11 protein-coding genes are annotated in these 12,794 nt (G+C 74.9%); 4 read left to right on the forward strand and 7 right to left on the reverse strand.

What is annotated here, in order from left to right:
• The first annotated feature begins 13 nt into the window (after positions 1-13).
• Positions 14-1,636: an NAD(P)-binding domain-containing protein gene (locus ACFYOU_RS20475; RefSeq protein ID WP_391307323.1), complete on the forward strand. Its 1,623-nt coding sequence runs from the start codon at positions 14-16 to the stop codon at positions 1,634-1,636.
• Between the two features lie 60 nt (positions 1,637-1,696).
• Here the strand turns inward: ACFYOU_RS20475 and ACFYOU_RS20480 are convergent, their stop codons facing one another.
• The 4 genes from ACFYOU_RS20480 to ACFYOU_RS20495 all read right to left on the reverse strand — a co-directional run bounded on the left by ACFYOU_RS20480 (position 1,697) and on the right by ACFYOU_RS20495 (position 7,561).
• The gene (locus tag ACFYOU_RS20480) at positions 1,697-2,122 is read right to left on the reverse strand and encodes an OsmC family peroxiredoxin (RefSeq protein ID WP_389763265.1); all 426 of its coding nucleotides are present in this window, start codon (positions 2,120-2,122) and stop codon (positions 1,697-1,699) included.
• 97 nt (positions 2,123-2,219) lie between these two features.
• Positions 2,220-4,034, reverse strand: coding sequence for a hypothetical protein (locus tag ACFYOU_RS20485; RefSeq protein WP_391307325.1), 1,815 nt, complete (start codon positions 4,032-4,034; stop codon positions 2,220-2,222).
• Complete coding sequence (locus ACFYOU_RS20490; protein WP_391307327.1) at positions 4,031-5,092, reverse strand: AAA family ATPase; 1,062 nt, start codon at positions 5,090-5,092, stop codon at positions 4,031-4,033. Before ACFYOU_RS20490 ends, ACFYOU_RS20485 begins: the two co-directional genes overlap by 4 nt.
• A 288-nt stretch (positions 5,093-5,380) precedes the next feature.
• A complete protein-coding gene (locus ACFYOU_RS20495; protein ID WP_391307329.1) occupies positions 5,381-7,561 on the reverse strand; it encodes a phage holin family protein in 2,181 nt (726 codons plus the stop codon).
• A gap of 179 nt (positions 7,562-7,740) precedes the next feature.
• On the opposite strand from ACFYOU_RS20495, the gene ACFYOU_RS20500 reads away from it, so the two are divergent.
• Positions 7,741-8,379 carry a maleylpyruvate isomerase family mycothiol-dependent enzyme gene (locus ACFYOU_RS20500; protein ID WP_391307330.1) on the forward strand — a complete coding sequence of 213 codons (639 nt, stop codon included), beginning with the start codon at positions 7,741-7,743 and terminating at the stop codon, positions 8,377-8,379.
• A gap of 46 nt (positions 8,380-8,425) precedes the next feature.
• Here ACFYOU_RS20500 and ACFYOU_RS20505 read toward each other — a convergent pair whose 3' ends face one another.
• On the reverse strand, positions 8,426-8,896 hold the full coding sequence (locus ACFYOU_RS20505) for a hypothetical protein (protein WP_385491078.1): 471 nt from the start codon (positions 8,894-8,896) through the stop codon (positions 8,426-8,428).
• A gap of 84 nt (positions 8,897-8,980) precedes the next feature.
• Between ACFYOU_RS20505 and ACFYOU_RS20510 the strand changes: the two genes are divergently transcribed.
• On the forward strand, positions 8,981-9,754 hold the full coding sequence (locus tag ACFYOU_RS20510) for an MBL fold metallo-hydrolase (RefSeq protein WP_391307332.1): 774 nt from the start codon (positions 8,981-8,983) through the stop codon (positions 9,752-9,754).
• The gene (locus tag ACFYOU_RS20515; protein WP_385491072.1) at positions 9,751-10,377 is read left to right on the forward strand and encodes a DedA family protein; all 627 of its coding nucleotides are present in this window, start codon (positions 9,751-9,753) and stop codon (positions 10,375-10,377) included. The genes ACFYOU_RS20510 and ACFYOU_RS20515 overlap by 4 nt, the downstream gene beginning before the upstream one ends.
• 12 nt (positions 10,378-10,389) lie before the next feature.
• Here the strand turns inward: ACFYOU_RS20515 and ACFYOU_RS20520 are convergent, their stop codons facing one another.
• Together ACFYOU_RS20520 and ACFYOU_RS20525 are read right to left on the reverse strand one after the other, a co-directional pair.
• Entirely contained in the window at positions 10,390-11,466 is a 1,077-nt protein-coding gene (locus ACFYOU_RS20520; RefSeq protein ID WP_391307334.1) for an MBL fold metallo-hydrolase, read from the reverse strand.
• Positions 11,463-12,734: an aminotransferase class I/II-fold pyridoxal phosphate-dependent enzyme gene (locus ACFYOU_RS20525; protein ID WP_391307335.1), complete on the reverse strand. Its 1,272-nt coding sequence runs from the start codon at positions 12,732-12,734 to the stop codon at positions 11,463-11,465. The genes ACFYOU_RS20520 and ACFYOU_RS20525 overlap by 4 nt, the downstream gene beginning before the upstream one ends.
• Positions 12,735-12,794: the final 60 nt, after the last annotated feature.

Raw genomic sequence — 12,794 nt, forward strand, 5'->3', positions numbered from 1 at the left:
GTCCAGGAGAGCCATGCCCACCGCCACCGCGCCCCCCACCGCCCGGCCCGATACCGACGCCGTGATCGTCGGAGCCGGGATGTCCGGTCTCTACCAACTCCTCAAGCTCCGTGAACTGGGGCTGCGGACCGTGGTGTTCGAGGCCGGTGACGACATCGGGGGCACCTGGTACTGGAACCGCTACCCCGGGGCCCGCTGCGACATCGAGTCCATGACGTACTCGTACTCCTTCTCCCCCGAGCTGGACCAGGAGTGGGTGTGGAGCGAGCGGTACGCGGGTCAGCCCGAGATCCTGCGCTACCTCCACCACGTGGCCGACCGGTTCGCGTTGCGCCCGGACATCACCCTGCGGACCCGGGTCACCCGTGCCGTGTACGACGGGGCGGCCCGGTGGTGGGTGGTGTCGACGGACACCGGGCAGCGGCTCACCACCCGGTTCCTGATCATGGCCTCGGGCTGCTCCACCGTGCCCAAGGGGCCGGAGGTGCCGGGAGTCGGGGAGTTCGCCGGCCCGGTGCACCACACCGCGCGCTGGCCCCGCGAAGGGATGGAGTTCGCCGGCCGCCGGGTCGCGGTGATCGGCACCGGGGCGTCCGGGGTGCAGTGCGTCCCGCTGATCGCCCGCCAAGCCGCGGAGCTGACGGTGTTCCAACGCACCCCGGTCTACGCACTGCCCGCGCTGAACCGGCCGCTCACCGACGCGGAAGTCACCGCGCGCAAGGCCGAGTACCCGCAGTTCCGGGCCGCCCAACGGCGATCCAAGGGCGGCTCCGTGTTCGCCGCGCCGACCCGCTCGGCGCTGGAGGTGACGGCCGAGGAACGCCACGCCCGCTACGAGGCGGCCTGGTCCGAGGGCGTGCTCAGTGCGGTGCTGCGTTCGTACACCGACCTGTTGGCCGACGCGAGGGCGAACGAGACCGCCGCCGAGTTCGTGCGGGGGAAGATCCGCAGCACCGTCGCCGATCCGGCCACCGCCGAACTGCTGTCGCCCCGGACGTACCCCTTCGGCACCAAGCGCCCCTGTCTGGACACCGGGTACTACGCGACGTTCAACCTGCCCCACGTGCGCCTGGTGGACCTGGGGTCCGCTCCCCTCGTGGAGATCACGGCCAAGGGCGTGCGGACCACCGAGGAGGAGCACCCCGCCGACGTGCTGGTCCTGGCGACCGGGTTCGACTCGATGACCGGGGCGCTGACCACGATCGACCTCGTGGGTCGGGACGGCGTGACGCTGCGCGAGAAGTGGGCACGGGGGCCGGTCACCTATCTGGGACTCGCCTGCGCCGGGTTCCCCAACCTGTTCACGGTCACCGGACCGCTCAGCCCCTCGGTGCTCACCAACATGGCGGTCTCCATCGAGCAGCACGTGGAGTGGATCACCGACTGCGTGCGCTCCCTGCGGGACGGGGAGCTGACCGAGATCGAGGCGACCGTCGAGGCGGAGCAGGCCTGGGTCGCGCACGCGGCCGAGGTCGCCGGCCGCACCCTCTACCCGACGGCCGAGTCCTGGTACACGGGCGCGAACGTGCCCGGAAAGCCGCGCGGGTTCCTCGCGTACCTCGGCGGCGCCGACGTGTACCGGGAACGGTGCGACGCGGTGGCCCGCGACGGGTACGCCGGGTTCACCGTCCACTGACCCCCCGCGGGGTCCGGGGGCGGTGCCGTGGCCCGGCCGGGCCACGGCACCGCCGTCCGGTCAGGCCAGCTTGGCCGAGAGGGTGATCGTCGTGCCGGTGAGCGCCTGGCTCACCGGGCAGTTGGCCTTGGCGTTCTCGGCCGCGGCGACGAAGGTCTCCTCGTCGACGCCCTCGACCTCGCCCTCCACCGTGAGGTGGATGCCGGTGATGCCCTCGCCCGGCTGGAAGGTCACGTCCGCCGAGGTCACCAGCTTGGTGGGCGGGGTGCCCGCACCGGCGAGGCCGTGCGAGAGCGCCATCGAGAAGCAGCTGGAGTGCGCCGCGGCGATCAGTTCCTCGGGGCTGGTCTTGCCGTTCGCCTGCTCGGAGCGGGACGGCCACGACACCGGCTGCTGGCCGATGCCGGAGGAGTCGAAGGTGACGACGCCGTTCCCCTGGAGCAGATTGCCTTCCCACACGGTGTGCGCGGAGCGCGTGGTTGCCACGTTAGTGCCCTTCCTGACGGTCATCTGAGGCCCCGTCGCCGGGACCCCCGTGCCCCCATCCGATCACATTCCGGGGGTCGGACGCGCACCCGACCGCTCAACGGACCCGGAAGACCGGTCCGCCCGGCCGGAACGGGAGGCCCGCGCCGTGCGGAATCAGGTACGCGTGCTCGCGTCGGACCCGCAGCACCTCGCACCGGGCGTCCGTGATGATCAGCAGGGGCGCGCTCGCGGGGAAGTCCCGGGCCCGGCCGAGCAGGTCGACGGCCGGTTGGAGGGCGGTTCCGCCGCGCCCGGTGACCCGGACCCGGCCGGCGATCTCCTCGACGGGCAGGTACCCGGCGTCGTGCGGGGCCGTGTCGCAGAACACCACCCGCGCGGCGGGGACGTCACGGGCCGCGGCGTACGAGGCGATGGCGCCGAGCGCCTTGCCCAGCAGGACCCGGCTCATGGAGCCCGAGGTGTCGAGCACGACCCCGAAGGTGCAGCGGGCGACCTCCTCCGGCGGGTGCCAGCGGCCCGCCCGCGGGATGTCGGGGGTGGACGCCTGTCGACGGGACGGACGGGCGAAGCTGCGCACCGGCTCCGGACGGGGCACGAACACGTCGAACCAGCGGGCGAGCCGGGCGTCCCAGGGCAGCGGTGGGTGGCTCAGCGCCCGGATCTCCTCGACGAGCCCGGCGGGCAGCAGCCCCCGGTCCTGGTACCCGTGCAGGTCGAAGCCCTGGACCAGGGCGCGCCGGTAGAACCCGTCGAGGTCCACGTAGTCAGCGGGGCCGCGGGCCAGCGGCTCGCCGAGCACGTCCCCGCGGCCCCGGCCGCGCGGGGTCGACAGCCGCCGCAGCCGCCGCAGGTCCCCGGCGATCCGGTCGTAGACCTCCTCGGCCGACAGACCCGCGAGGTCGGCGTCGTACAGCAGCCCCTCGGGCATCTCGCCGACGTCCATGTCGCGCAGCCAGCCGTTGACGACGTAGTCGGCGGCCACGTTGAAGAGGTACGGGTCCCGCCCGCCGGTGCGCTCGCCGTGCCGCAGGGCGGCGTGCAGCATCTCGTGGGCGAGGACGAACCGCCACTGCTCCTCGGTCAGGTGCGCCAGCGGGTTGACGTAGATCTCGCCCGCCGTCGCGTTGACGGCGGCGATCGCGATGTCGTGGGTGCGGGCGAGTTCGGCGTCCGCGACGACGGTCATCCCGGCGGCGATCCCGCCGAGCAACGGGTACGAGGAGACGAACCAGTTGAGCGCCCGGTGCCAGGGCCGGACCACCGGGTCCGGATCGGTGAAGGAGGTCCGGTGCCCGCCCGCCACGTCCATGGCGACGGACACCCCACGGGTGAGGGCCCGGGCGAACGCCTCCCGCCAGTCGGTGGGCCCCGGCTGCCAGGAGTGGTCGGGCCAGGGGACCAGGAGCTGGTCGGGGGCGCCGCCGCCGGTGCCGCAGTGTTCGTACGCCGCGGGCAGGCCGTCGCGGCGCCAGCGGGCGGCGAGTTGTTCCTCGTCGCCGCCGGGCCAGCTCGCGGGGAGGTCGTCGGGGGCGCGCCCGCAGGGGAACGTCTCCTGGAAGCGGTTGACCACCGCGCAGCGGGCCGCCAGGTCGAAGCGGTCGGGCTGGACCCGGCTGCCGGTCGCCGCCGGTACGTGGCCGAATCCGAGGTGGATCACGCAGTGGGCGACGGCCCAGGCCCAGTCGGCGGGTTCGGCGCGACGGGTGGGGTGGACGTGGAGGGTGCCCGAGGAGTCGATGCGGCACAGCCCGTGCTCGGGGTGGTCGCGGCACTCCTTGCTCCGGCACACGGTCGGCTCCAGGGCGCCCAGCGCGGGATTGCCCAGGGCCAGGCGCAGCCCGGCGGTGAACGCCTCGGCGGCCGGGTCCGCGGCGACCTTGCCCGTGCGGTCAGCGCCGCGGCGGCTCACCGTCGGGCCTCCACCAGCCGCGGCATGTCGCGGGCCGCCTCGATCAGGAACCAGGCGGGGAGCACGGGCTGTCCCTCGGCGTCGTCGGCGATGACGGCCTGGGCGACCTCCACGGAGATCTCCGCCAACTGCACCAGCAGCGCCTTGGCCCGGTACGCGGTCTGGCGGCCCGCCTCGGACACGTGCTCCTTGCTCGCGGGCAGTTCCTTGACGAGCCGTCCCCGGAACGCCTCGGCGAGGTAGTAGAGGAGGTCGCGGTCGGCCTGCCCGCGCGGCCAGGAGGCATCGCCCTTGAGGATGGCGTCGATGCCGTACGCATGCCGGACGATCTTCACGTAGCCGCAGAACGCGACGGCGTGCGCCGGGGAGAGCGTGCCGTGGGCGATGACCTTCAGGGTGTCCTCGTCGAGGGCCGGCCCGAAGGAGTGCAGGGCGTCGGAGAGCATGTGCCAGGAGCGGGGCGTGGAGAACGGCTCCTCGGTCTTCGGCGGCGCGGACCACAGGTGGTCGGGGCGGTCGGTGAGGTGGTCGAGCACCCAGGAGTGGATGCCGTGGGCCGCGGCCCAGGCCAGCCAGTCCGTCGCGGACGCCCGGAGGTGGACGTGGGTGAGCCGGTTCAGCAGGGCGGACGCCATGGGGCGGGCCAGGGCGTTGTCGGTGGCCCGGTTGCCGGCGCCGATGACGATGGACCCCTCGGGCAGTTCGTAGCTGCCGATCCGGCGGTCGAGGATCAGCGAGTAGAACGCCTTCTGCACGTCGGGCGTCGAGGCGTTGAGTTCGTCGAGGAAGAGGCAGTACGGCTCGTCGCGGGCGATGGCCTCGGGCGGGCAGAACACGGACCGTCCGTCGCGGATCTGCGGGACGCCGATGAGGTCCTCGGGGGCGAGTTGGGTGCCGAGCAGGCTCACGCACTCCAGCCCCAGGGACCGGGCGAACTCCCGTACCAGTGAGGACTTGCCGATGCCGGGGGCTCCCCACAGGAACACCGGGCGCACCGTTGCGAGGCCGAGCAGCAGTTCGGGTATCCGGGCGGGGGTGACGGTCACGGCGGGCTGCACGCGGAACTCCTGGGCTCGGGGCGCGGACGGTGCCCAGTTTGCGGGCCCGCTGGGTCCGCCGCAGCTGATTATGTTTCCTGCGGGTGCGTCGTGGCCGTTTCGCGCAGTTCCCCACGCCCCTGGCGGGGCGCTTCTGGTGGGCCTGTGGGGGAAGGGCCCCGATAGGGGCGCGGGGAACTGCGCACGACCACAGCGCACCCGCACAGGAGCAACGCACGTGCAGCGGGAGCACCTGAAGGGGCGCGGGGAACTGCGCGGGTGACCACCGCGCACCCGCGCGGGAACCGCCTACGTGCGGCGGAACGTACCGGCCCGCGTACGCCCAGGGTGCGTGAGCGACACCGGCACCTGGGGCCCCTCCGCAGCACCGAGCCAGCAACGGAACAGTTCGTACAGCTGCTCCGCACCGACGAGTTCCTTGTGATCGGCGAGCGGATCCGGCAGGTCGAGCGGCGAGAGCAGGAACGGGAGGTTCTGGCTGCCGCCGAGGCCACCGTGCGAACCGATCTGCTCCTCGAACGCGAGGACCTCGCCGTCCACCGGGTCGTACCAGGAGTTCACCATGACGTCCGCGACGTGCGGGAAGGAGTGGGTGCGGCGGACCGCCCGGGCAGCCCCCGGCCCGAACTCGGCGAGCGGGCCGGGATCGTGGTCCAGATCGGCCAGCGGGACCTCGACGCCGCGCGCGCCGAGCACCACTCCGCCGTGCACCTCGTCGGCGACCAGCAGGAACCCGATCCCGGGGTGGTTGGCCAGCGTGGACAGCAGCGCGGGGTGGCGGCGGTCGATCTCCTGGCGGGTCATCCGGTGCGGCACGTCGGGGAACGAGATCAGTCCCAGGTTCCCGGAGGCCAGGACGACGGGTTCGGAACCGCGCGCCGGGGTGACCGGGACACGGGTCTCCTCGACGGGGCGGTGCAGCGCGGCGCGGACGGCCGCCCTGGCCTCGGCCCCGCTGTGGGTGCGGCCCGCGCGCCGGGGCACGGGCAGGCCGCAGCCCGCCCGCACCAGGTTGGCGAGGGTGAGGCCGTAACGCCCGAGGAACGTTTCTCCGGGGCTCTGCCCGTGGTCGGACAGGACCACGATCCGGTAGGGGCGCGGGGCGTGGTCGGCGACCTTCGCGAGCAGGGCGAGGGAGCGGTCGAGGCGCATCAGCACGCGTTCCGTGTCGTGACCGCGGGGACCGGAGTGGTGGGCGACCTCGTCGTAGGCGACCAGGTCGGCGTAGACCGCGCCGCGGCCGGCGAGCATGTCGCCGATCACGGCGGCGACCACCACGTCGCGCTCCACGACCGTCGCGAACGCCCGGATCAGCGGGTACAGCCCGCCCCGGGAGACCCGCGGTCGGTGCCGGCGCAGCCGAGCGTACGTGGACTGGCCCAGCTCCCGGGCGACCTCCGCGACGAAGGACAGGGCGGTGCGCACCGCGTTCGCCGGATCGCTGAAGTACGCGAAGTAGCCCGCGCGGGACCGGTTCTGCGGGCCCCGGCGCGCCGAGACGGACAGCACCAGCGCGAGTTGGTCGGCGCCACCGCTGAACAGGTTGCCGCGGCTGGCGCCGTCGACGGTGAGCAGGCCGCCGTCGCCGGTGCGTCGGACGGCCCGGCGCTGGAGTTCGGCGGCGCTGGTGGGACGGTTGCAGACCATCACCTCGCCGGTGTCCTTCTCGTACCAGCGGAAGGCGGGGACGTCGTGGTTGCTGCCGTGCAGGATGCCCAGTTGGCTGGCCCCGGTCTGGCTGGACCAGTCGGTGCGCCAGGGGGTGAGGCGGTGGGTGGCGCCCGACGGGACCTCGTCATCGGAGCGGGCGGGGTCGTCGGGGGCGCCGAGCCAGGTGGCGACCGTGGGCATCAGGCCCTTGCCGATCGCGGAGACGAGGACGTCGTGGCCGACGCCGTCGAGTTGGAGGAACACCGTGCCCGGGGTGCGCGGGCACCCGGGGTCCGGGTCGCGGCGGCGGCGCCGGTCGGCCAACCGGGAGAGCCGGCGGCGGTAGGCGTCGTCGTCGCGGACCGCGAGGGCCGCGCCGGTCGCCGAGGCGACCGCGGACATCACCGCGGCGACGACCACGGCGGTCTCCGGTGCGACCTCGCCCCGACCCGCCGGGTTGAGGCGCATCGCGAGGAGCAGCAGGGAGCCGTTCAGGAAGAAGACCAGCAGCCCGAGGACGAGGGCCGGGACGAGCAGCAGGGTGCGCACCAGCAGCGGCCAGACCACGGCGCTGAGCAGGCCGAACGCTCCGGCGCCGAGGGCTGCCGTGATCGCGATGCGGGTGGCGCTGTCGCCGTCGGGCGACTGGAGGCGGAAGTCCGGCAGGATGCCGGCGAGGACGAGCATGGTGAGCGTGCTGACCGCCCACACGGTGATCGAGCGCCATGCGGCACTGACGATCCTCCGCCATCGTGTCGTGGCCACTCGCCGTTCCACCCGCCTCACGCGCTCTTGGTTCCGCGTTCCAGCCTTGCACATCCGTACGGGGGAGCCGTCCGGCGTACGGGGGCGCGACGGAAGGGCTGGGTGCGCCCCGCTCCTGGTGCGCACGCCGGTCCGCGAACCCTCCACACCACTGTCACCCCATAAGCATCAGTGCTAGCTGGCAGCACTTTCCGCTCTTGGACTTATGGGCGGGTGGCGATCATGCTCGGGGCATGGGTGAACGCACGGACGACGACTTCGTCAGGGACGCCATCGCTGCCGAGCGCAGGGAGCTGGCCGACATCTTGGACACGCTGACCCCCGAGCAGTGGGACGCCCCCTCCCTGTGCGCGGGTTGGCGGGTGCGGGAGGTGGCGGCGCACATGTCGCTGGGTTTCCGGTACCCGCTGCCCCGGGTGCTGTGGGAGCTGGTCCGTGCCCGGGGCGGTCTGCACCGGATGACGGACCGCCGGGCCCGCGCGGACGCGGCGGCGCTCGGGACCCCCCAGCTCGCGGCGGCCCTGCGTGACCACGCCCGCCATCCGTGGCGTCCCCCGGTCGGCGGGATCGCGGCGGCGCTCGGTCACGACGTGGTGCACGGTCTGGACATCACGGTGGCCCTGGGGCTGGGCCGCGAGGTGCCGCATCCGCGGCTGCGCCCCCTGTTGGAACGGGTGACGGTCACGTCGGGGCGGTTCTTCGGCGCGGACCTCACCGGGGTGCGGCTCGTCGCCGACGACCTCGACTGGTCCTTCGGTACGGGGCCCGAGCTGGTGGGCCCGGCCCAGGAACTCCTGCTCGTCGCCTTCGGGCGTGGGGTTCCCGGAGCGCGGTTGCGGGGCGCCGCGCGGGAACGGTTCGGCGCGGCCTGAGCCCCGCTCACGGGCGCCCCGCGTACGGGCGCGCCCCCGGCCCGGGTCAGCGGCCGTCGTAGCCCGCGGTCGGCATCGACAGCCTGCGGTGCACCCGGGCCTTCATCTCGGCGTTGTAGGCGGGTTCCTCGCTGCCGACCGTCTCCACGCGCACCCCGCGCCGGGCGCACTCCTCGGTGAACGCGTCCACGGAGCTGAGCGCCCGTTCCAGGACCCGACGGCTCGGAGCCACGAACAGGTCGACCTGGCCCTCGTCCACGTCGACCCACAGCGCGCAGTGGTCGTGCCGGAGCGCGTGCACGAGGAGTTCGCTGGTGATGACGTACCCCTGGGCGGCGGCCCAGCGGGCGCACATCGCGTACTGGCTGCGGGAGTCCACCAGGAACGGCTCGGCGTCCAGTTCCTCCAACGGGGTGAGACTCGCGATCGCCGCGACCCGGACCGTGCCCGGCGCCTCGCCGGCCCCCTCGCAGCCGTCGCCGCCGTCGCCGCCAAGGCCGCCAACGCCGCCATTCATGGGGTGCCCCTCACGTCATCGTTCGGGCGTCGACCCTATCGCTGCCCGTAGGCTCGGGGGGAGTCGCGCGGAGGAGGAAAAGCGGTGCCGGTGGAGATCACCTGGTGGGGGCACGCCACCTGCACGGTCGAGGACTCGGGGACCCGGGTGCTCACCGATCCGCTGTTCGCCCGGCGCCTGGCGCACCTGCGGCGGCGTCGCGGGGCCCTTCCCACGGAGCGTGCGCGGGCGGCCGATCTGGTGCTCGTCTCGCATCTGCACGCCGACCACCTGCACGTGCCCTCGCTCGCCGCGCTGCCGCCCGGTACCCGGGTCGTGGTGCCGCGCGGTGCCCGGCGGGCGGTACCGGCGCTGCGCCGGCTCACCGGGTTGCGGATCACCGAGATCGGGCCGGGCGAGGAGGCGACGCACGGCGATCTGGTGGTGCGGGCGGTCACCGCCGCGCACGACGGGCGGCGCCTGCCGGTGGGTCCCCGGCACATCCCGGCGCTGGGGTTCGTGGTGAGCGGCGAGGCCCGCACCTACTTCGCGGGGGACACGGGCCTGTTCGAGGGGATGGCCGCCGAGGTGGGGCGGGTGGACGTGGCCCTGTTGCCGGTCGGCGGCTGGGGACCGTTCCTCGGGCACGGACACCTGGACGCGGGCCGGGCGGCGGAGGCCGCGGCCCGGTTGGCGCCGGGCTGCGCGGTGCCGGTGCACTTCGGCACCTACTGGCCGATCGGCTTGGACGGGGTGCGCCCCCACGAGTTCTACTCCCCCGGCGACGAGTTCGTCCGGCTGACCGCCGCCCGCGCGCCCGAGGTGGCGGTGCACCTGCTCGGGCACGGCGAGAGCGTGCGGCCGGAGGTCGACCGGTGAACTGGCTGGCCGCTTCCGCGGTGCCGCCCGAGTCCACCCAGCAGGCCCTCGGCTATCCGTCGCTGTTCCTGCTGGTGCTGATCGGTGCGCTGGTGCCGGTGGTGCCGACGGGCGCCCTGGTGAGTTCGGCGGCGGTCGTCGCCTTCCACCAGACCGTGCCGTTCGCCCTGCTCGCGGTCTTCGCGGTGGCCGCCCTGGCGGCGCTCACCGGGGACCTCGCGCTCTACTGGCTGGGGCAGCGCGGCATACGGTCCAAGGGCGGTTCGCGCTGGCTCGCGGCGATCCGCGCGCACGCCCCCGCGGACCGGCTGGAGCGGGCGCAACAGGGACTACGGGACCACGGGGTGACGGTCCTGGTGCTGTCCCGGCTGGTCCCCGCAGGCCGCGTCCCGGTGATGCTCGCCTGTCTGATGGCCGAGTGGCCGCTGCGCCGGTTCGCCCGGGGCGCCGTACCGGCCGCCCTGGCCTGGGCGGTGACGTACCAACTGATCGGCATCCTGGGCGGGGCGCTGTTCGCGGAGCCCTGGGAGGGGGTCGCCACGGCGGTGGGCCTGACCCTGCTGCTGAGTGCGGTGCCCGCCCTGTGGCGGCGGCTGCGCGGCCCCCGGTCCACGCCGGGCTGAAGCTGGTGGGCGTCAGCCCGCGGGCAGCAGCCGGCTGCCGCCGACGGGGAGGTCCCACAGGTCGTCCCGGTCGAGTCCGGCGGCGCGCCAGGCGGCCCGTACCCGGGTGAGGGGTTCGAGGACGGGTTCGGCCGAGAGCAGGAAGGTGGCCCAGTGCATGGGGGCCATCCGTCGGGCGCCGAGGTCGCGCGCGGCCCGGACGGCCTCCTCCGGGTCGCAGTGCACGTCCCGCAGCCACCAGCGGGGTGCGTAGGCGCCGATCGGCAGCAGCGCCAGGTCGATGCCCGGGTAGCGGCGGCCGATCCGACCGAACCAGTGGCCGTACCCGGTGTCCCCGGCGAAGTAGACCCGCCGCCCGTGCGCGTCGGTCAGCATCCAGCCGCCCCACAGGCTGCGGCAGGTGTCGAGGAGGGTGCGCTTGGACCAGTGGTGCGCGGGCACGAAGTCGAAGCGGACCCCGCCCAGCGCGGTGCCCTGCCACCAGTCGAGTTCCGTGACCCGGCTGAACCGCCGCCGGTGGAACCAGCGGCCGAGGCCCGCGGGGACCAGTACCGGGGTGTCGCGGGGCAGCCGGCGCAGGGTGGGGGCGTCCAGATGGTCGTAGTGGTTGTGGCTGATGACGACGGCGTCGACGGGCGGCAGCGCCTCCCAGGCCACCCCGACGGGGGTCACCCGCGCCGGGGTGCCGAGGATGCGACGGGACCACACGGGGTCGGTGAGGACGGTCAGCCCGCCGATCCGCACCACCCAACTGGCGTGCCCGACCCAGGTGACGGCGACCGTCCGGGCGTCGGTGCGGGGCAGCGGCCCGGGGTCGTACGGCAGCGCCGGGATGTCGCGGAGCGCTTCGGGGCCGGGTCGCAGGGCGCCCTCGCGGGCGAACCGGGCCAGGGCCCGCAGTCCGGGCAGCGGAGCGGTGAGCCGGTCGGCGAAGGACGCGGGCCACAGTTGGCGCGGAGCGGACGGGACCGTGTCGGGGGCCGGGCGGGGCGCGGTCGTCGGCGCGGTGGAGCCGGTTGCCGGCCGTGGGGGGTCATCGGCGTCGGGCCGCCCCGTCGACCGGGTCGGCCGGGTCTGGGGGGCGGTCATCGGCGCGGCTCCCTTCGCCGGGCGTCGGTGCGCAGGCCGTCCAAGGCCGCCGCGAACCTCGTCAGTGCGTCCCGTACCGGGGGTTCCGCCAGTGGTTCGGCGGCGTCGAGGGTGGCGGCCCGCTCCGGTGCGGTGGCTCCGAGGAAGGGTTCGGTGGCGAGGCGGACCCGCAGCGCGCCCAGGTCGTCGCCGAAGCGGTGCCCGCCGGGGGTGGGCGTGCCGAGCAGCCCGCTGAGGTGGTCCTCCAGTTCCTGGGCGTCGCCGACGCCGCGGGCGGTGAGCGCCGCGCGCAGCGGCCCGAGGTCCGCGTACAGGTGCCGTCCGGCGCGGGGCGGCAGCGCCAGGGCGCCCGCCCGCCGCAGCTCCCGGTGGACGGCGGCGGCGAGCACGCCGTGGACCCGGGCCGCGGCGGAACCCGGGGCCGTGACCCCGGCCGGCTCGGTGAGCGCGTGCGCCGCCGCGGCGGCGACGGGCGTCGCGAGGAACGCCCCGGTGCCGGCGAGGACGTCCAGCACCAGGTCGTGGAGGGCCGCGCCCCGGTCGGTGGCGGGGAACCGGGCGACCGCGGCGGGCCACGCACCGGGCAACAACGCGCCGGCCAGGTCGATCAGCACGGTCACCCCGTCCGGCAGCATCCCGGCGGGGTCGGCCAGCACGGGCCCCGGGCCGTCCGGCCCGGGGTGGACGGTGTCCCGCCAGGTCTCGTCGCTGACGATGTGCAGCCCCGCCCCGGCGGCGGCCTCGACGGCCTCGTGGAGCACCTCGGGCGGGGCGACCGTACCGGTGGGGTCGTCCGCGACGGCGAGCACCAGCAGCCGGGGGTCGCCGCCCTCGGCGCGCACCCGCCGCACCGTCTCCAGCAGCGCGTACGGGTCGGGGACCCCGCCGCACTCCGCCGGGGTCGGCACCGGGTACGCGGTGCGTCCCAGCAGTCGGGCTTCGGGGATCCACCAGGCGGCGCAGGGACGCGGCAGCAGGACGTCACCGCCCAGCGCGGCGGCCAGGGCGAGCAGCAGCACGGCCCCGCCGGGAGCGGCGGCGACCTGGTGCCGGCGGACCGCGAACCCCCGCCGTGCCCAGTACCCGCACGCCGCGTCGCGCAGCCAGGGGCCGCCGCCGACCGGTTCGGCGGGCCCGTCCACGGCGGCGGCGAGGGCGCGTGCCGTTCCCTCCGGTACGGGCCGGCCTGTACCGGGCAGGGTCGGTGCGTAGCGGAGCGGGCCGTGGCCGGTCGGCGGGCCGTGGTCCGCCTGGTCCGTCCGCCGCATGTGCGCCTCCGCGATTCCGGCACCGGGCCCGGTGCCTCCCGGTCTCGTACCCAGGGTTCC

The sequence above is a fragment of the Streptomyces sp. NPDC005955 genome, assembly GCF_042871255.1.
Lineage (GTDB): Bacteria > Actinomycetota > Actinomycetes > Streptomycetales > Streptomycetaceae > Streptomyces.